Here is a 21,467-nt window from a genome sequence, read left to right as displayed (position 1 = left end):
TCATGGCTGCACCAATTACGACAATTAAAAAAGCGCAAATAACAGAAGAACAACTAAAGGAAGAAAAGTTAGACAATTTAAAGCAACTTCTTTCTAAGAATGAAGAAATGGTTAATCAGGTCTTTACGATCATGGCAGAATTAAATGATATTGGAGCGCTAGAAGCAGCTACGAAACTACTTGAAGCAAAAGAAGATGTTGCACATATTGCTCTTGGTCAATTAACGCGTAAGCCTGTGACGAATATCATCAACAACTTAATGGGTGTTGCGGGAGCATTAACCGAATTGAATCCCGAAACAACAACAAAGCTTATTGAGGGCTTAAATACTGGCTTAGATGAAGCGAACAAAGCTGTTGAATCTGATGAAAAAGTTAGTGCTTTTAAGTTGTTCAAAATGTTAAACGATCCTGATGTTAATCGTGCTGTAAACTTTGGCGTTCACTTCTTAAAAGGGCTTGGCAAAGGCCTAAAATAGGAAGGTGGTTTCTGATATGCTAACGAACGAACACATTTTAAAAACTTTGCAGAAAATCGATGATCCAGAGCTTCATAAAAGCATCGTTGACTTGAATATGGTACGCAATATTCAAGTCAACGGTACGGATATTTCACTTGATATTATATTGACTATTCAAGGATGTCCTTTAAAAGCTAAAATCCAACAAGATGTTGAAGAAGCGTTGAAAGCGATCGGTGCATCAAAAGTCTCCATTACATTTGGTTCTATGACAGATGACGAACGTCGTAGTTTAACAGCTTCTTTAAAATCAGAAAAAGTTACGGATAAAGGTATGCCTAAAATGCTTCTACCCGATTCTGGTGTCAAATTTATTGCAGTTACTAGTGGTAAAGGGGGCGTCGGTAAATCTACCGTGACGATTAACTTAGCAGTAGCTCTTGCCCGTCTTGGAAAACGTGTAGGTATTTTAGACGCCGACATATATGGATTCAGTATTCCTGCCATGATGAAGGTTCATCAAAAACCAACAATGCTTGACCAAACAGCGATTCCAGTAATAAGTCATGGTGTAAAAATTATGTCGATGGGTTTTTTCACAAACGAAAACCAACCTGTCATGTGGCGTGGCCCAATGCTCAACAAATGGATTCGTAATTTCCTTGTCAATACACATTGGGATGAATTAGATTATCTCCTTATAGATTTACCACCTGGTACAGGAGATGTAGCCATTGATATGGCAGCAATGATTCCACAAGCACATGAAATTATTGTAACAACACCACATCTTGCAGCTTCTCATGTTGCTTCTCGTGCAGGTCTGATGGCTCAACATACGAACCACACGATTCTTGGTGTTATTGAAAATATGGCTTACTTTGAAAACTCAAATGGTGAAAAGAACTATTTATTTGGTCAAGGTGGTGCAGAAAAATTAGCAGATGAGCTTCAGACAAGTATCATCGCTCAAATTCCATTTGCGCAACCTGAGGAAAATACAGGTTCTTCCGTTTATGACGAAGATTCCATTATCGGTGAGGTATTTACCCACCTTGCAGAAGATATGATGTATCAATAAAGTGAAACTTTCATCAGTAGGTGGTTTTCTTCATCCGCCTAAGAGCATGATAAAACGCTAAAATCCTTGTCTCGTTTTTATACGAGACAAGGATTTTTTTATGGAGCAATGTTCAAATTTGAAACACTCCCCTACTATTTAATAGCCAGCCTTTTTTAAAACTTGCATAAAATAAAAGCGGTATGTATTTTTAACGAAAGTATCTAAAGGCAGCCCAACATTTAATTGATACTTTGTAAAAATAAAATAAAAACGCTTATCCCATTTTAACCGTAATAACTCCCCAGCATCTTCACCATATTTCTCCGTAAATTCCTCAATTAAAGGTTCAATCATATAGTAGCAATAGTCTTTTAAGTTTGCGAGGGCCTCTATATCTTTCTCCTTTTGAAAACGTGTAATCCAATCTACTAATTGTTCATTCATTTTAAAATCCAGCTCTCTATATTTTGAGTTTCTTCCTATTATATTATAACTCTTTTTATAAGCTTTTTCTCGATTCTGAGACATTTGGATTGGTAAAAATAAAATCAATAACAGTTATTTTCATACTATCATTTAATTGAGCTAAATCCTTAGATGAATGAATTTTCACATGATTACTCCCTTACTTAAAATATAACTCTTGAAATAAATATATATTTTGACGTATTTAGCATTTGAAATTGTTTTATATTCAGCTGATATCTTTGATTCTGCTAATTTACGAGCCCTTTATTATATTCAATCCACTTTTCCATTTCTCTCTCTACGGCTCGATTTTGCCATTCAAACCAAATACCTGAACATTCACTACAGTGACTATCTACCCCACTTTTATTATGCATATCTTTACGTGTAAATACAGTTTTTTTACGACAGCTGTAGCAGTAAACTTCTTTCTCTTTATCAAATTCCATAACTATCAACCCCAACTTTTTACATATATTCATTTCCATTTTTTATATGAATTATTCTAATTTACAAAGGAATCTTTATGGAGGATGAATAATATTAAAAAATGGTTTAGTGAGAACATCATTAATTGCATGTGAATAACGCAATAGAGGCTAAGTGCAACAAAATACATTTTTCAAAGAAGTTGATCTGTCCACATTAAGAATGAACAACATGAAAAAAGAAAAGTGCCTCAAATCCTTGATAACAAAGGATTTAAAGCACTTTTCAATTGGTTCTAACTTGGTTCTTTTTATGAACGAATTTGCTGCTAGTTGGTCGTCCTAACCAAGTTTCAAAGCAATGCCTTGATATTTTAGTGTGCGAAAGTTGAGTAAATCTTTATTTGTTTTTTCTGCCATATAGCCATAATGAGATAAGCGTAAAAACAATAATAGAAGCAATAATATAAATTACACTATGCATTTGAGAAAAAATCATATCGTTCCATTCATAATGAACACCAAACTGAATTTCATAAGTATTTCCAGCTTCAGGTGCTCCTTCAAAAACTTTATCAAGAGAATCACGCATCAAAGCTTCTCTAAACAAAACCGTAGTATGACTAATCGGGAATACCATGATTATTTTTTGTACAAAATCAGGTACTGCGCCTAGTGGCACATACACTCCGCATAAAAAACCAATAGCGGTACCTACAACTGTATTTAAGGTTGAAAAAGCATTTTGTGTTGAGACTAACAGAGTAAGAAATAGGTTAAAAACACTACTTAGTGTAACTGCAAGTACAATAATCCCAATGAGTTGAACTATTTTTTCTAACGAAAACCAGGATCCGCCCATAAACACAATAAATAATTGACATGCAATTAACCCAATTAGCGATAAAACAAAACCAATAAGCAAGGAATTGATGACATAGCTTAATTGAATTTTTGCACGTGCATTAGGAGTTGTTAAAAAATCAGCCATTACTTTTGTCTCTAAGTCCTTTATATAAATGCCTAGAGCTGCTAACGTCGTAGTTACAGCAATAATGGAGAGTAGGCCTGCAACCATCCATTCATTAACCATAGTTTTCAATTGATCCGATGCTGGTACTAATTGTTCAATAGCATCTACTTGTGTTTTTTGAATAAAAATCGCATACAGCATGATCACAATAATCACTGATAAGATTGAAAAAAACACAAGCATACGATCACGTCGAAATACTTTATTATGCCTATTAACTAAATTCAACATTGTGTTCATGTCAGTGGCACCTCCTCATTGATACGAATAAATACATCGTCCATCGAACCTTTCTTTACTTCAAATGAGCTGATAAAAGTCTGAATTTCTTTCAAAATATCAAGTGCATGAATTGTAGATTGAACACGCACGCGGTACTCACCATTTTTCTCTTCAAAATTAAGATTGTTTTGCGTTAGTAATGATGAACCATCTACACCGTTATTAAAAAAGACAAATAATTCATCGTATGTATATTGCTCTTTTAATGTATTTGGTGTACCTTTAGACACGATTTTCCCTTCCTTCATCACTACTATTTCATCTGCTACAGCAGCTTCTTCCATATAATGAGTAGTCAAAAAAATCGTCATATTCGTTTCTTCTTGTAGCTTTTTAATTGCATCCCAAACAAAGACGCGTGTTTGTGGATCAAGGCCTGTTGTGGGTTCATCTAAAAATAAAATAGTTGGTTTATGAATAATTGCTCTTGCAATATCAGCACGTCGCTTTTGACCGCCAGATAATGTCCCATATTTTTTCTTCGCAATATCTTCTAAATGTAAATAGCGATTTACAAATCCCCAGTTTTCTTGTAATTCTTTTTTTGTCAATTTATATATGTTACCTCGATGTAAGATATTCTCTTCAACTGTTAGACGTGTGTCCAGAATGCTTTGCTGAAAAACAACCCCAATTGCTTTTCGAATTAAATAATTATTTGTTCGACTACCTAGAGTTACGCCATTAATTTTTACATCTCCTGAAGTTTTTTCCAACAATGTACACAACATTTCAATAGATGTAGATTTTCCAGCACCATTTGTCCCTAAAAATGCAAATAATGCACCCTTCTTTACCTCAAACGATATTCCCTTCACTGCTTCATGTGAACCGTATTTCTTACTTAAATTATTCACGTCAATTACAAATTCCATTTAACTAACCTCTCTTTCTATTTTGTAATAAGTTATTAATTTCATCTACTTCACGCTTTGTTAGTAGCCATAATAGAATCCAAATAATGATATAGGCGATGGCTTCAATTAAAAAAACTGGCCAGATGGTATGCCATTCTGATAATTCAAACCAAGAGCCGACAAGTCCTGCGACGAACACACAGATAGTAACAAAACAGAAATGAAGTGTTAATTGGACATTGAAAGACACAATTCCCGTTTCAAATATGAGTGTTGCATTACCAATTAAAATACCCATAATTGCTGCAGTCAGTAGCTCTCTTAATAGATTTTGACCACTAATTAAACTACCTGGGTTAGCAACACTACCCAGTGTTATTATTACATAGGACGTGCTTAATCCAATAAGAAGTCCAATTATCCCACTTTGTAAAATCTTTATTGTTAATTCCCCCCAATACCGAGTGCTTGTTTTAGTTTTTTTAAATAATTTCGACTCACAACAACGGAAATCTCATTTTCTAAAAATAGTTGTGTTGATCCAAGTGGCCCTAATTGTATAGAGGTAATTTTAGAAATATTAACAAGAGTTGATTTATTGACACGTACAAATTTGTCGCCAAGCAATTGTTCCAATTCATAAACTCTCCGCTTTGAGTCAAATTCTTCTTCTTCAGTTTGAAAAAAGACTTTTATACCTTCTGCATAGATACAGTGAATCTCATTTGTTTTTAACATGTGAATTTCATTGTCTCTATACCCATCAATGACATTAACTTCATTCTTTTTTAATTGTTTCATCAACTGCTCAATTTCAGCGTTATATTCATTTGCATAAATGTGTACTTCTATTTCATCGTATTGCTTTTCGATATTTATCTGTATTTTCATCTAGACCTCCATGCCACTACACATAATAATATCACTTAATTTTCCATAAAATATAAAATCTAAATGAAATGTATTAAATTTACTATAAGGTGTTCATTTTCTTTAATAAGTTGCATTTTTAAGTTTTTGCCTCTTAGATACATCAAGCACTTAATACTTCGAATTGAGCAACTGAAAAAGTAATTGAAAGGGGAGTTTCAGTCCAAAATACCGAGATAACTATTCAACAAATCCTTTCATCTAAATAGAGAAAAAACGTTTCAAAAACATTGAGCTTTTGAAACGTCTCAGGTAAATCGAAATTACTTATTATTAAAGGTGAATTTATTTTTTATTCATATATTTTTCTAACTGCCTCTTCTCCCATTCATCCCCCAAAAACGTACCTCTACTAAATACTGAAATACCATGTGCTACAATTCCGATTCCCCACCCTAGTAAAGTATAAATAAACCATAAGCTTCCCGGTGAAGAGAATAAGTTAATAATTATCAATCCTAAATTAACAATTATATATACAAATAAGTGGATATAAAAACTCTTCAATGCTCGAACTCTCTTTATCGAACGTTCATATCTTTCATTATCACTCAATAATATCCCTCGCTTTTTGATAGAAAAGTTATTTAGAACCCATATAGAATCCGTGCTTCCCTCTATTGAAAACACACTCTCTTAAATGTTGATACACTAACATTCCGAAGCTCTTGAAAATCCTGCTAACAGGGATTATCCATTTATACACAGCTTTAAATGGTACGAATATATTTATATATCTCAGAAAGAAGACGATCCTGCGAGCTATTTAAAAAGAAATGATTCCCTGGTAACAAAAACATTTGAAAGGATGAATTTGTAGTTTTTTCCCACTGCAAAATACTTTCTTCACTTACCTCTTTATCTCGTGTGCCGCCAAACGCAATGATAGGAATTTTCAGAGACGGCCCTTGTTCATAAACATAGCATTCACATATTTCTAAATCAGCTTTTATCATAGGTAAAGAGAGTTGAACAAGTTCTTGCTCTTTAAAGAACCAATCTGGTGTTCCATTTAGACTTTTTAACCTTTCTAAAAGTTCATTATTTGGTAGTGTATGATAAAAAGTTGAAGATTTCCGTGGTAAATGTGGTGCCCTGTGGGCTGAGACAAATAAACAATCTGGACGAACACAATGACGTTTCTCCAAATGACGGGTGAACTCGAAGGCTATTAATGCGCCCATACTATGTCCAAAAAATACAAAAGGAACATCATCAATAAATGGCAAAAATGCTTCTTCAAGTGCTTCTAAAAGATTAGGAAGATTAGAAATTGGCTTCTCGATCAATCGATTCCCTCTACCAGGTAATTGAATACAGCATACCTCAACATCTTCAGGTAAATAGTCACCCCAATCTTTATATGTCAGGGCATTCCCCCCAGCAAAAGGGAAGCAAAAAAGGCGTAGACGTGGTGCCTTTACAGCTTTAAAAGTAACTACCCATGGATTGTACTTAATGAGAGTTAACTGATTCATTTTTAACATCCCCTTCAGATGACCTTGCTTTAACCAAATTATTTTCTATTTCCAATTGCTCTTCAATATAAATGGCCATCTCTTCAATTGTACTGGTTTGTAATAACGCCCTTAAAGGGAAATTGATTTGATAAGTATCTCGGATTTCCGCAATCATTTTTATTGATTGCAAAGAATCTCCTCCAAGTTCATAAAAATTATCATGCACCCCTATTTTATCCAATACAAGTAAATTAGACCATATTTCAGCTATTTTTTTTTCTACTACAGTCCGAGGTTTTTCGTAACAATTAATTGTTAAACTCTCTACATCTACATTTTTTATTAGAAGTTGACGATCTACTTTCATATTTGAAGTTAAAGGGAAATTATCAACTTTTATATAATTTTTTGGAATCATATATTCGGGTAATTTTTGGATAAGAAATGTTCGTAAATTTCTACTCTTGACAGTTTCTCCATGAGCCTGTATATAAAAAGCCATAAGTCTTTTAGTTGCTCCTTCGTCAGCAACAGTAACAACTACATCTTTTATCGCAGGATGTTGAAGTAACATATATTCAATTTCACCTATTTCAATACGATATCCATTAATTTTTATTTGAAAGTCTTCTCTACCTATAAATTCAATGTTGCCATCTGGGAAATACCTACCCAAATCTCCTGTTCGGTATAAACGTTCTTTCGTCTTAGGATGATATATAAAACTCTCATTTGTTCGGATTTGGTCTTTCCAATATCCAGTAGACAATCCTATACCACCTATATAAATTTGTCCTGTAACCCAATCAGGGCAAGGTTCTAGTGACTCATTTAAGACAAGCATTGTTTGTTTAGAAAGCGCTTTTCCGTAGGGTACACTTTTACTACTAGGTTGCAAATTTTCAATAGGGTAGAAAATAGACCAAATAGAAGCCTCAGTTGCACCTCCTAAACTTATAATTAATTCTGTAGATGAATACGAACGAATAAGTTCTGGCAACGAAACTGCTATCCAATCTCCGCTTAGCATAACTAGTCTAAGGTTGTTAGCATATCCATTTTTCAGTGATAAATGATTCATAAACATCTCCATTAAAGCAGGAACTGAATTCCACACTGTAACTTTCTCAGTGCTCAAAAGCCATTCCAAATGCTTTGGATTAAGCCCTTCATCTGCATCAGGTAAAACAATACTAGCACCTGCGGCAAGACTTCCGAATATATCGTAAACTGATAGGTCAAAATGTAAGGCTGATAGTGCAATCACACGATCTTTCTCCGTTACATTAAACTTGCTGTTTATATCAATAATGGTATTTACTGCACCGGAATGATTAATCATCACTCCTTTTGGATCACCTGTGGAACCAGAAGTAAATATTACATAGGCTAAATCATCGGGACTTTGAACAAATGGAAGCGGTTCGTCAGACCAATCTGACAAAAATTGCTCATTTACTTCGTACATAGATATCTCTTCTGGTAATTCTATTTGAGAATTCATTCCTGATTGGGTAAGAATTATTTTTACACCCGTAGAACGAAGTAGATATAGGATACGTTCATTCGGAAGTGCTGGATCAATCGGTAAGTACGCTGAACCAGATTGTAAAATACCAAGTACACCGACAACTTGTTCCCACCCTTTTTCCATTAAGATAGCTACTAATTGATTTGGCTGGGTTCCTTTATACTTTAAAAATCTACCTATTTTATTGGAACATTTATAAACTTCATCATATGTCATTGTTTTATGTCTGCTGATAATTGCAGGAGAATCAGGTTGACTCTTCGCTTTCTGATTAAACAGTGAATGTAAAAGATCCGCCGACTCAATGTTTTCATTCAAAATAATTTCATTTCTTAGTTTAATTTGTTCTAGAGGAATTAATGGAATAACTTGCTGATTCCAAACCTTTTCCTCATTCGCAAGCCGAGTAACTAACGACCAAAATGTTGAAAACATACTACGAATAAAGCCTGGGGGATAAATTTCTTCAACTACATCCCAATTACAATAAAGTCCGTTACGATCCTCCCATACACCGCAATCTAGCCATACTTGTGAAGTTTGTGTAACACCATTTACATTCACAGGTTTAATAGGGAACGGGACATCTTTTTCCTCCGGTATTGGAACAACCAACGCACTGGTAAAGACAACAGGCATCTTTGCTTCAAAGGCGCCTCCTTTTTTCGCTGTCATTTCACGAAGCACTTGAACACCACTTATATAATGATTTTCAAGGTCACTCCATAAATCAGCTTGGATTTTCCTTGCACGCTCAATAAATGAGCATTCATTCGAATTCGATACTGCCAATAAATTAACTGATGTAAACTCTCCTACAATATCATTTACTTGAGGATGTGCAGCATTTCGATTTAAGAATGTTAGATTAAGTGAAAAATCAGGGCTATTACTCCAATAATTAAGGACCTCTGTAAATGCAGCTAACAAAATACCTGTGGTAGTAATTCCCGTTTTCATTGCTTTTGATTTCAATCTATTCCATGACTGAAAATCTAAACTCTCATGAAGACGTACAAATTGTGGATTTCTTAATTCCTTCGGACTTTTTGATAGAGGAAGCTCTGGTGCCATAGGTAAAGAATCAACACGTTTTTTCCAATAATCAAGAGCATTATTATACTTATCTGTTTTTTTGAATTCTTCAATTGCCATAACGTAGTCTCTAAAAGAAATTTCCAATGGTGCTAGCTCATTTTCTTTTCCTTGATAAATTGTTACTAGCTCCCTCATTAAAATAACAAAGCTCCATACATCCCACATTAATGCATCTGAACTAAAATGGATAAGTGATTTTTGATCCTCAAGTAGAGTAATTCTTATATCAAACACTGGCCACTTATAAATATCTAGTATTTGATGGGATAATTCTTCCCTTGTAGCTTTAACTGCACTTTCTACTTCATCAGGATTTTTCCCTCGTAAATCCATTATTGTAATTGGATAATATGGTACTTTTCGATAGACTTGTTGTTTGCCATCTGGTGTTATTACGGTTCTTAACATATCATGTCTTTTTATTAAATAGTTCCATGCCTTCTCGAACTTATTAATATCTAAATATTGTGCTTCATATTCATCATAACTATGTGTAGCCACATTACCTAATTCGTATACATCATTACGTCCAATCCAGTATGCTTGTTGGATATCAGTAAGTGGGAATGGCTCATATCTGTCTTGTAGATTAGGTGTAATAACTGGAAGTAGCTGCTTATCATCAAAATTATCTTGATTTTCCCCTTTGAGGTTATCAATTTCAATAGCCAATCTTGAAATAGTTGTAAAGTTGAATAAAGTTTGCAACGAGAATTCAATCTTAAAAATCTTCCTTACTTGAGCCGTTATTTTCATGGCAAGTAAAGAGTATCCCCCTATTTGGAAAAAATCATCATTCACACTAATTCTAGAAACACCAAATACTTCTTTCCATATATCCACCAAGATTTCTTCTGTAAGCGTTCGGGCTGGTGTGTATTCATTAAGCATATTCCATTCAGTAATATCTGGTTCTGGTAGTTGCTTTCGGTCAACCTTGCCATTATTGGTTAATGGAAATGCGTCTAGCAAAACAATATAGGACGGAACCATATAATCGGGTAGTTTCGTATTTAAATAACTTTTCAAATCTCGAATAGAAACAGCACTATTTCTCTGACAAATTATATAAGCTACTAGGCTCTGTAATTCGGACTTACCGGTTCTGACAACTACAATACTTTGAGAAATCCCTGGATACTGGAGTATATTGTTTTCAATTTCATTTAATTCGATTCGGTATCCACGTATCTTTATTTGAAAGTCTGAACGTCCAATTAATTCAATATTCCCATCTGGTAAATATTTAGCTAAGTCACCTGTTTTATATGCCCTCTTCATAGTTTCTGATTCATCAGGTAATAATATAAATCTTTCAGAAGTTAGCTCTTTTCTATAAAGATAGCCTTGAGCAACTCCATCACCTGAGATGTATAATTCACCTGGAATGCCAACTGGAACTACCTGACGGTATTCATCTAAGATCAGTAGCTGGGTATTAGGAAATGGTTTACCGATAGGCAATGAATCGTTGGATTCTAATTGATTATTAACACACTCGAAGTAAGAACTATCAATTGTTGCTTCTGTTAGGCCGTAAGAGTTAATAACCCTTGTTTGTTCCCCACAATAATTACAAAGTTTCTGATACTCCTCTATTTTCCAGCTATCTGAGCCGACAATGACTAACTTCATAAAATCTAATTTTTGTTGACTATCTTCTAAGTACTGTAATAAACTGCGAATAATTGCAGGGACGAACTCCGCACAATCAATTTTTTCATTAAGTAAAAGTTGATATAGTTGTTCTGGGTCTAATAAAACTTCTTCTGGACATAGCACTAATTTTGAGCCAGAGCATAGCGCACGAACAATGTCACCAACGCATACGTCAAATGAAAAGCTGGCCATTTGTAAATGGGCTGAAGTATTATTAATTAACTGATATTCATGTTCCCAGCCATTAAAAGTGTGCACCAAATTATTGTGGCTAACCATAGTCCCTTTCGGAAGACCTGTAGAACCGGATGTGTAGATGATATAAGCCAAACTATCCGGAGTGATCTTAATTGGCTTATTTGTAGAACTTTCTTGATTTAACTTCTCTTTTATCTGAGTATCGTCAACAACAATAGTATTTAGGCTCGATTCAGCTAGGAGTGAACTATTAAGTACTTGATTAGTGATAATAGTAGCTACCTTGGAATCTTTGAGCATGTAATATAGTCGATCGCTTGGATATGAAGAATCCATTGGTAGATAAGCTAGGCCTGTTTTTAATACCCCTAAAACGGATATAACTAAATCCATTGATTTAGGCAAACATATCCCAATAATTGAATCCTCCACTTCCTTTTGTTTCAAAATCAAAGATGCAAGTCGATTAGCTTTTACATTAAGCTCCCTATAGGTCATAGATTCATCACTGAAAACGATGGCTATTGCATCTGGATTTCTCTCAACTTGTTTTTCAAACCATGTACATACGTTTTCATCTTTAGGGAAATCAATTATATTTCCATTCCATAGCTTTAATTGATTCAATTCTTCGGTTGTCAAATAATTTATTTCACCAATAGGCTTATCAGGTTCAGACAGAATTTGTTCTAGTAGAATCTGAAAGTGCCCTGCCATTCTGTTAATGAAGGTACTATCAAAAAGATCGGTATTATACTCCAAAATGCACTTCTGTGGATAAATATCTCCGCCATCTAAAATATCAAGAGACAAATCGAACTTTGCTGTACCACCATCTATAGGTTGATAATTCATCAATACATTATTAAGTCGATAGTTTGGAACCGCATTTTGATATGTGAATAAAACCTGAAAAAGCGGATTAAGACTTGAGCTTCTTTCAGGAGCTACATTCTGAACAATAGTCTCAAAAGGAACATCTTGGTGAGAGAAAGCTTCTAAAGAAGCTTCCTTCACCTGCTTAAGTAAATTCTTAAAGCTTAAATTCCTAGACAACCTTACACGAAGAGGCAATGTATTTACAAATACACCTATTAACTTTTGGAATTCATTTTGGTTTCTTCCTGAGATAGGAACACCAACAATAATGTCATCTTGTCCAGTGTAACGATATAACAAGGTATAAAACACTGTAAGCATTGCCATAAAAGCTGTCGACTCTTCAGAATTACATAATTTTTTCAAATTATCACTTGTTGCTTTTGATAACTCAAAAACATATGAAGATCCCTTAAAAGTTTGTATTGCTGGACGTAAGTATGTCGTTGGTAGTTCTAAAACAGGCGGAGAGCCTACGAGGGCTTTTTTCCAATATGTTAGCTGATCTTCAAAAAGTTCGTCAGTCAAATGCTTCTGTTGCCATGACACGTAGTCAGAATATTGCGTTGTAAGATTCTTTAATTTAGAAGGTGTGTTGTTGATAAAAGCTCCATATAACTCACTAAGCTCTTGTAATAATACCGTAACAGACCACCCGTCAAAGATAATATGATGCATTGTTACTACTAGGTAGTGTTCATCATCATTCAATTGAAGAAGAACGACTCTCCATAAAGAAGAGTCATTTTTTAAATTAAATGGTTTTCGAATTTCCTCATTGACGATTCTACTTCGCTCTTGACGCTGTACGCCTTTAGGTAATTCTCTTAAATCTATAAATTCCATCATCACTGAAGATTCGGACATTATTTTTCTTATAGGTTCACCGTCTATATCTTCAACAATACTTGTACGAAGTGTTTCGTGTCTGTTAGCCACTTCTTCGAAACAAGCCTGCAAAACATCAATATCTAGCTCTCCTAATAACAGAAAAGCAGAAGGAATATTGTAAGCAGAGCTTTCAGGATCTAATTGACTTAAAAACCATAATCTTTTCTGAGGAAAAGATAATGTATGATTTTCAGTATTAGTGATTTCTCGGCCAATTAACTTTGACTTAAGTTGATTTACCAGCAAAGCTTTCTGTTCATCTGTAAGAGTTCCAATCTGATCAAGATACTTATTCAAATTGATCCCTCCCGGCTGCAACTAAACTAATAATATCCTTTATTTTGTCTTCTGAAAGTTCTCCTAAATCCGAAATAATCTGTCCTACTTCATCATCTTGGATTAAGTTGTGCTTTTTATCCAGCATTTCCATAATATTTATTGATAGCTCTTGTGAAGTTACCCCACGTAATAAATCTACAACAGCAATAGTAACCTGAAGACTTGCTTCAATTGTATTTTTCAACTCCATTGCCATCATGGAATCTAAACCAAAAGAGTTAAGTGGTACATTTACTTCTATCTGTGTACGATTTAAACGCAACACGGCACAAGACAATTCCATAATGTGTGCTTCAAGTTGTGATAGCTGTTCTTTACGATCCTTTAATTGTAATAAACTATTCAAAAAGTCTAGAGAATTATCTTCTAAGTTATCCGTTTGACTTTGTAATTCTCTATGTTTATTAACAAGTTCGGCAATGATAGGAGGTACATTTCCAAGAGGATAGTTTTTATCGGCTACTTTTGGCCAATCTGCTCCTACTACACTGAATTGTGCTCTATTCTGACATAATAATTGGTTAAGTGCCTCAAGCCCTTGATCATTTGTCATCGAATATAAACCGCGATTATCAAAGTAATTTAGCAAATCCAGCTGTGTAGCCATCCCAGATTCTAGCCATGGCCCCCAGTTAATACTTAATCCGTGCATTCCTCGAGATCTTCGATATTGTGCCAATCCATCTAAAAATGCATTGCCCGCTGAATAATTAGCTTGTCCACTCATAACTACAACAGATGCAATTGATGAAAATAGAACAAAGAAATCTAGTGATTGGTTTTCAAAATGTTCATGCAAGTTCCATCCGCCAATCATTTTTGGACGAAGAACATCGGTAAATTCTTGCTGATTCATTTGATATAATAATTGTGGTCGAGCTACCCCGGCTGTATGGATTACTCCACGGATTTCTGGCCACCCAGCCTCAGAATATTGAAGCAGAGATTTCTCTATTTCGTTCTTATTACATACATCGGCAGTAGCTATATGGATAGTAGCTCCCATCGCCTCTAGCTCTTTTATAGCTATAATACGCTTCCCTTCTACACTATCTATATCTACTTTATCCCAATCTACACGATTGTGGAATTTTCCACGGCCCATTAAAATTAAATGTCTAGCTCCTTTTTTAATCATCCAACGAGCCGTTAATAACCCTAAACCACCAAAACCACCAGTAATTAAGTAACTTGCATCTGGTCTGAATACAATTGGAAGTGACTTATTAAGTTGAATATCCTCTTCTAAACGAACAACAAAACGTTCCCCTTGTCTAAAGGCAACATGATCTTCTCCATCTGTATTCCAAATCTCTTCAAATAAGAGATTACTATTTTTCTCAACTGACAAGGAATCATCTAAATCAATAATTCCTCCCCATAAATTCATGTGTTCCTGATGCCCAATTGCTTTTGCTAGCCCCCATACAGCTGATTGAGCTACATTATTCAAACCAATTTCCGTACCTACTTGCTGTGCTCCAGTTGTTGCAACCCATAATCGAACATTATCTGGAAGCTGCTTGTGAATAATAGATTGAACAAGGTGAAGCAAACCAACACAACCCAATTCTTCAACTCTATTCAAGCCATTTGTGTTTAAAATATCTGTTACTTTATTATCGAGTGCCCAACCATAAATAATTCCTCGACATTGAGTAGAATCAGAAAGTATATCATCCATTAATATAACGAAATCTTCAGAATTAGAAGGGTTTATAGTAAATATATTATTTGTTTTTTCGTATTTAACCCCTGGGTGCACGGAATAACAGCGTTCTCCTGCCTTAATTAGCTTTTCAGCAACAGAATGTCCTATTTTTTTTTCGTCTTCAAAAATTATCCAATACCCTTTGTCAGAAACATTTTTTACAGGAGAATATTCATTAGCTTCTTTTCTTACTTGAGTATGCCATTGCAATTCATATATATCTTGCGTTCCAGAAGATTTGCTAGATGATGTATTATCCTTTAATGAAACTGCGTTACATCCTAAAATTTCCATGACGATATTTCCTTCAGAATCAAAAAGGTGTATATCTCCCTCTAATGATGTTTCTGTTTTGTTCAAAATAGAAGCATGAATCCACAAATCTGTATCTAAGCGAACTTTTTGGTGTAGAGCTCCCTTTGTTACACCAACAGGCATATAAACTGTCGTATTCTCTTCGTCCTCTTGGAAAGGCAATGCAGCAGCAAGTACTTGGAAACATAAATCCAAGATAGAAGGATGTATTTCATACTTATCCAATTGAGCTCCAATTATTTCGTGTAAACTTATCTTCGCCAATGCTTCTTGTTCACCTTGCCATAGTGTCTCAATACCCTGGAAAGTTTCCCCATACTCAAGGCCGAATTTACGGAATTGCAAATAACATTGTTCCTGGGAAAGTTGTAAAGTACAACGTTCTTTTAAGACTAAAAGTTCTTTGTTTTGAGATTTAAGACTAACGTTCGGTCTTATCTGCCCTTCAGCATGTAAAGTCCAGTCCTGACTTACTCCCGTAGGCTGACTATAAATAGAAACAGTTGAGTTTTCCACTGAATAAACCAGTCTTAATTTTACAGACTCTCCTAATGTTAAAAACAAGGCCTTATTAAACTTAACGCTTTCACCACAGATGAAACCAGTAGCTCCAAATAATTCTTTAGATGCTGCTAACATCATTTCAACATACGCCGCCCCAGGATATACATATGCTCCCTGAATTTGATGGTCGCATAAATAAGGAAGGCGATTCAAATCTAAATCATTTTCCCAAGTAGGCTCAGGTGTATTTAATTTTTTTCCTAGTAATGAATGTACATGTGTTCCCAGTCGCTCTTGTTCGGATATTAAAGACTCTTGCCAATAACGCTCTCTCTGCCAAGGGTAAGTAGGGAAACAGATCGTATTATCCACCTTTTTGTGTATGTTATCCCAATTAATAACATACCCTTTTGTATATAAGGCGCCCAGAGATCCGAATAATACTTCCTTATCTACGGCTTTGCGACGTAAAGAAGGGATTATTAATCCTTGAACGTTATTAAGTGACAAGCATTCTGAAATAGAATTAGCTAGAACAGGATGTGGGCCTACTTCTATAAAATTATAGAGACCATCTTCAATCATGTTATTCGCTGCCGCTGCAAAAAGCACTGAATCTCTTACGTTTCTCCACCAATAGTAGGCGTTAAAATCGTCATTACTCATTAACTTGCCAGTTACAGTAGAAAAGATTGGAGTGTGTGGACTATTAACTTTAATATCTTTAAGAGCATTTAAAATATCTTCTTTTAGAGGATCCATATAATGACTATGATATGGAACTTTAACATTTAGGTATTTATAAAATATTTTTTTCTTTTCTAGTGACTCAATAAGTATATCAAGGGATTCAGGAGCCCCTGCAAGCGTTACAGCATTAGGACTATTAATAGCAGCTATAGATATATAATCAAGATCTAGAATTTCAATTCTAGCTTCTTCAAAAGATAATCCTACCGCTACCATCTGACCTAATCCAGTAGTACGTTGTTGTAAATTACTTCGGTGGTATATTACCTTCACTGCATCTTCTAAACTGTAAACACCAGCACAATAAGCTGCTGCAACTTCTCCAGCACTATGTCCTACAATAGCATCAGGTGTTATCCCCCAAGATTTCCATAACTCAGCCAAACCAACTTGTAGCATAAAATTAGCTGGCTGTGCAACTTCAGTTTCCTCCATTTTGGATGATAGTTCATCAGCTAGCATAGCATCAATTATTGACCATCCTGAAAGACGTTTAAATATTTCATCGCATTGCTCTACGGCTTTACGGAACACATCATCTTTTTGAAGAAGTTCTCTACCCATTGCCCACCATTGAGGACCCATTCCAGTGAATACTAAACTTAAAGGCGATTTTTTATTATCAGCGACTCCTGAGACAATACCAGCTTCTTTACCATCTTCCAGGAATACATCTAATTTCTCAATTAATTCATCCACAGTATTTGTAGTAATAGCTAATCGATGACTATGATGGCTACGTCTTGTAATAGCGTTATACCCAATATCACGTAATGAGTATTTATTATCAGAAATAGCTCTTTTGAAATCTTTAGCATAGTCTTTTAATGCCTGAGTATTCCGTGCAGATAAAACTATCGTTTGGATATCCTCAGTTTTTTCTATGTCCTGAATAGTCTCATTAGGTACATATTCTTGTAATACCACATGGGCGTTTGTTCCACCGAATCCAAATGAATTAACACTAGCAATTGCTACGTCCTCAGTTTCTGGCCAAGCAGTTAATTTTGTTGGAACTTTAATATTAAGCTTTTCAAAATCGATATCAGGGTTGGCATTCTTAAGGTGAAGATGAGCTGGTATTTGACGGTTCTTCAAACACAGAATTGTTTTAATTAGTCCCGCTACACCAGCTGCAGCTTCCGTATGCCCAATGTTAGTCTTAACTGATCCGATATAACATTTGTCCCCAGGAACTCTATCAGCTCCCAAAATACTTCCTAATGAATTAGCTTCTATAGGATCTCCAACCGGTGTTCCTGTTCCATGAGCTTCTACGTACTGTACCTGATTAGGTTTAATACCACTCTTTTCATAAACGTCACATAATAATTGCTTTTGTGCTTCCGCTCTTGGTACTGTAATACCTTGGGAATTACCATCTTGATTAACCCCACTACCTCTAATAATTGCATGGATAGGGTCATTATCCTGAATTGCTTGAGAAAGTGGTTTTAATAATACAACTCCTGCTCCTTCGCCACGTACATAACCATTTGCAGAAGAATCAAATGCTTTAGATCGCCCGTCAGCTGACAACATCCCTGCTTTGGATTCAGCAATAAAATATTCTGGCTTAATCATTACATTGACACCGCCCGCGAATGCCATTGTACTTTCTCCATTCCTTATACTTTGACAAGCTAAATGTAACGCTACAAGAGATGAAGAACACGCTGTATCAACCGTAATACTTGGCCCACGGAAATCATATGTGTAAGAAATTCGGTTTGCCAATAACGTCATCATCGCCCCTGTAGCTGAGTGTGCATCTACCAAATGTCTGTTAGATTCCGAAAATTGCAATAATTTATAATCTAAAGTGAAAGCACCCATGAAAACGCCCACATTTGTACCTGCTAAACGTTCCTGCATTTGACCTGAATTTTCCATGGCCTCCCAACAAACTTCTAGAAGCAAACGTTGTTGTGGATCTAATAAAGCTGCTTCCCTAGGAGATATACCAAAGAAAGAGGCATCAAATTGATCTACATTGTCTAAAAATCCACCCCACATAGAATTTGATTTCCCTTGGTTTACTTTATTAGAACTATAGAAGTTTGATATGCTCCATCTATCACTTGGAATTTCAGTTATAGCGTCCACTTCATTACTTAATAATTCCCAGAAAGATTCTGGTGAGTTTACCCCTCCTGGGAAACGGCATCCAATACCTATCACCGCAATTGGTTCTGCTAAATTATCTTTTAATGTCATCATATTCCCTCGCTTATAGTAGTTTTATTTATAATAGTCCTCATGTTTTTGAATAGAAGACTTTTTATCTTGTGTTTAAAGTAGCAATGTATTGTTTCTTTGTACTTTCCTTAACCACGAATGAAGAATGTATATTAAAACCTCACAGAATTAGATAAGTCTTACGTGAATTACTTTCTTAGTAAAGGCTATTTCGATACCAATCTAACGTATCTTTTATAGCTTTTGCATGCGGTGTAACCTCTAGACCAAATGTACACTCATACTTGCTATGGTCAACGATATATGGTTGATTATAAACATAATAAATCTCTTTCATTTCACGCATATAAGGATTAAATAATGCCATTAATTGAAATATTTGTTTCGGAGCACATTGTACTTTAGATGTTTTCTGTAATTCTTTATAAACTAGTTGAATCAGTTCTCTAGTAGTGACCGTAGTATCACTTGGGATGTGCCATATTTCTCCAAGAGATTCTTCATTCTCTGCTAAAGTTACAAGTCCTCTGGCAAAATCATTTATATAAATATGTGTATGAGGAACATCTATACACCCAATTACTTTAGCTGCTTTTCCTTGTAACGCAGACTTAAATACCCTTTCACCTAGGATTGAATGTAAAACATTTGGACCATAAAAATCAGGTCCTCTTCCAATAGCGGCCCGTATCTTACCACTATGATGAGCTTCCAATACTTCTTCAGCCATTTGAGCTCTAACTAACCCCTTCCGATCGCTCGCAAGATTTAATGATGATTCATTGTACGGCTGTTTAGAAGAACCATACATAAAAAGGTTATCTGCATAAATCAATTTAGCCCCTGCTTGACTTGTTCCATAAATAATCCCTTTGTTTAAATTCGGAAATTGTTCTGGCCACTTAGTATAATCAGGTTTGGCACAATGATATACAATTGTTGCTCCCTTAAATGCATTAGCTGACTCTTCAAAATTTGAAACATTCGCATGGATTAAACTTACGTTCTTAGGAAGTTCGATGGAACTGTTTTGGTTAACCATTATGACCTCTTTCTCCCTAATTAGAAGCTCTCTCATTACTGCAAGCCCAAGTGGCCCAGTACCAACTACAACATGTTTTTCTTTATTAACACACATTTTAACCTCCTGCAAAACACTTTTTTGGAAAACAAAAGGTAATATCGCAAATAATTACATTAACAATCTTTTTTAACTCTACCATATTTGTCTCTTATTGGAAATAAATTTTTCTGAATTTTATGTGAAAATACCTATATAAATATTTGCTACCATTAGGACTATATTGATTTCGAATAAGTGTTAAAAGTAGGATAAATATTCAAAACCTCTTTTTTGTAAACACAAAGTTCTTTATAATGGAAAAAAAGGTGATAAACCGTCTGAATCCGAAAATAATTGACACACAATAATTTTGAAATCAAAATGCAAATGTATTATTTTGAACAATTGTATAAACGATAAAAAATAGTCATAATAGTCTAAAAAAATCCAAAGAATAAATGTTAAGGTTTTTTTAGCTCTGTCGTACTTGTCTAAAAGTAAATTATTTTAAAATTATTTAACTGAACTTTGAAAAAACAATAGGGAATGAAAAGTGGGAGGTAACATGGAAATATTCGGAGTAAATATAGGTAGCATAAAATCAGAACATTCATTAAGTGAGTTAATAGAACTTATTTCTGATGAAAAAAGAAATAAAATTAATTTTTATAGAAAAAAAGAAGACTACCTACGCTCGCTGACTGCTGAATTATTAATACGTGTGATTCTTGTTAAGAAAGGATTGTTCCAAAATAAAGACATTCAATTTGAATTTAATAATTATGGAAAACCTTTGTTAAAAAACTCTTCAATAGAATTTAACATTTCACATTCAGGTGATTGGGTAGTATGTGCAGTTAGCAATTGTTTAGTTGGAATTGATATTGAAGAAATTAGACCATACAATGTTAGCACTATTAAAGAATCCCTTTCTGCAAGTGAATTTAATACATTAATAGATCTAAGTGAAAATGATAGAAATACTTTATTTTTCAACTTATGGACATTGAAAGAAAGTTATATTAAAGCTGTTGGGGAAGGTCTTTCTATCCCTTTAAAATCAATTTCTTTTGAAATTAATGAAAACGAAATTATATTTACTAATAGTCATAATAACGATATCTTTAATTTTAAACAGTATGAAATAGACGACAGATACAGATTATCTGTTTGTAATGAAAATGCTTTATTCCCTAAAGAAATTTGTATTTGGAGTTTTCATAAATTATATCAAGATTCTATTAATCTTTTAAAATGATGATTTGTCAAATTAAGTGCAACAATTGCTCATTAAAAGCCTCGTTTGCAGTTTTCCAACCAAGACATTTTCTTGGTCGGTTGTTGATAT

14 protein-coding genes are annotated in these 21,467 nt (G+C 34.6%); 3 read left to right on the top strand and 11 right to left on the bottom strand.

Annotation, left to right across the window (positions count from 1 at the left end):
• Nucleotides 1-2: 2 nt before the first annotated feature.
• Both ACQKOF_RS18515 and ACQKOF_RS18510 read left to right on the top strand, forming a co-directional pair.
• Nucleotides 3-479: a DUF1641 domain-containing protein gene (locus tag ACQKOF_RS18515; RefSeq protein WP_427560136.1), complete on the top strand. Its 477-nt coding sequence runs from the start codon at nucleotides 3-5 to the stop codon at nucleotides 477-479.
• A 16-nt stretch (nucleotides 480-495) separates the two neighbouring features.
• Complete coding sequence (locus tag ACQKOF_RS18510; protein WP_427560133.1) at nucleotides 496-1,542, top strand: Mrp/NBP35 family ATP-binding protein; 1,047 nt, start codon at nucleotides 496-498, stop codon at nucleotides 1,540-1,542.
• Nucleotides 1,543-1,680: 138 nt separating this feature from the next.
• Here ACQKOF_RS18510 and ACQKOF_RS18505 read toward each other — a convergent pair whose 3' ends face one another.
• The 11 genes from ACQKOF_RS18505 to ACQKOF_RS18455 all read right to left on the bottom strand — a co-directional run bounded on the left by ACQKOF_RS18505 (nucleotide 1,681) and on the right by ACQKOF_RS18455 (nucleotide 20,194).
• Nucleotides 1,681-1,968 carry a hypothetical protein gene (locus ACQKOF_RS18505; RefSeq protein ID WP_323651375.1) on the bottom strand — a complete coding sequence of 96 codons (288 nt, stop codon included), beginning with the start codon at nucleotides 1,966-1,968 and terminating at the stop codon, nucleotides 1,681-1,683.
• A 272-nt stretch (nucleotides 1,969-2,240) separates the two neighbouring features.
• Nucleotides 2,241-2,441, bottom strand: a complete 201-nt coding sequence (locus ACQKOF_RS18500; protein ID WP_427560130.1) for a hypothetical protein — start codon at nucleotides 2,439-2,441, stop codon at nucleotides 2,241-2,243.
• A gap of 379 nt (nucleotides 2,442-2,820) precedes the next feature.
• Entirely contained in the window at nucleotides 2,821-3,693 is an 873-nt protein-coding gene (locus ACQKOF_RS18495) for an ABC transporter permease (RefSeq protein WP_427560128.1), read from the bottom strand.
• Complete coding sequence (locus ACQKOF_RS18490; protein WP_427560125.1) at nucleotides 3,690-4,610, bottom strand: ATP-binding cassette domain-containing protein; 921 nt, start codon at nucleotides 4,608-4,610, stop codon at nucleotides 3,690-3,692. Before ACQKOF_RS18490 ends, ACQKOF_RS18495 begins: the two co-directional genes overlap by 4 nt.
• Before the next feature lie 4 nt (nucleotides 4,611-4,614).
• Nucleotides 4,615-5,010, bottom strand: a complete 396-nt coding sequence (locus tag ACQKOF_RS18485) for a DUF3021 family protein (RefSeq protein ID WP_427560261.1) — start codon at nucleotides 5,008-5,010, stop codon at nucleotides 4,615-4,617.
• 26 nt (nucleotides 5,011-5,036) lie between these two features.
• Complete coding sequence (locus tag ACQKOF_RS18480; protein WP_427560122.1) at nucleotides 5,037-5,483, bottom strand: LytTR family DNA-binding domain-containing protein; 447 nt, start codon at nucleotides 5,481-5,483, stop codon at nucleotides 5,037-5,039.
• A 324-nt stretch (nucleotides 5,484-5,807) separates the two neighbouring features.
• On the bottom strand, nucleotides 5,808-6,077 hold the full coding sequence (locus tag ACQKOF_RS18475) for a 2TM domain-containing protein (RefSeq protein WP_427560119.1): 270 nt from the start codon (nucleotides 6,075-6,077) through the stop codon (nucleotides 5,808-5,810).
• A gap of 155 nt (nucleotides 6,078-6,232) precedes the next feature.
• Nucleotides 6,233-7,000 carry a thioesterase II family protein gene (locus ACQKOF_RS18470; RefSeq protein WP_427560117.1) on the bottom strand — a complete coding sequence of 256 codons (768 nt, stop codon included), beginning with the start codon at nucleotides 6,998-7,000 and terminating at the stop codon, nucleotides 6,233-6,235.
• A complete protein-coding gene (locus tag ACQKOF_RS18465) occupies nucleotides 6,978-13,535 on the bottom strand; it encodes an amino acid adenylation domain-containing protein (RefSeq protein WP_427560114.1) in 6,558 nt (2,185 codons plus the stop codon). The genes ACQKOF_RS18470 and ACQKOF_RS18465 overlap by 23 nt, the downstream gene beginning before the upstream one ends.
• Nucleotides 13,528-19,074: a type I polyketide synthase gene (locus ACQKOF_RS18460; RefSeq protein WP_427560111.1), complete on the bottom strand. Its 5,547-nt coding sequence runs from the start codon at nucleotides 19,072-19,074 to the stop codon at nucleotides 13,528-13,530. Before ACQKOF_RS18460 ends, ACQKOF_RS18465 begins: the two co-directional genes overlap by 8 nt.
• Before the next feature lie 178 nt (nucleotides 19,075-19,252).
• Nucleotides 19,253-20,194, bottom strand: coding sequence for an NAD-dependent epimerase/dehydratase family protein (locus ACQKOF_RS18455; RefSeq protein WP_427560108.1), 942 nt, complete (start codon nucleotides 20,192-20,194; stop codon nucleotides 19,253-19,255).
• Nucleotides 20,195-20,684: 490 nt separating this feature from the next.
• On the opposite strand from ACQKOF_RS18455, the gene ACQKOF_RS18450 reads away from it, so the two are divergent.
• On the top strand, nucleotides 20,685-21,377 hold the full coding sequence (locus ACQKOF_RS18450; RefSeq protein WP_427560105.1) for a 4'-phosphopantetheinyl transferase family protein: 693 nt from the start codon (nucleotides 20,685-20,687) through the stop codon (nucleotides 21,375-21,377).
• Nucleotides 21,378-21,467 lie beyond the last annotated feature (90 nt).

Source organism: Lysinibacillus sp. NPDC093190, assembly GCF_050280425.1.
Lineage (GTDB): Bacteria > Bacillota > Bacilli > Bacillales_A > Planococcaceae > Lysinibacillus.
The sequence above is the reverse complement of the archived record's forward strand: the minus strand, read 5'-3'. Positions and strand labels throughout refer to the sequence as shown.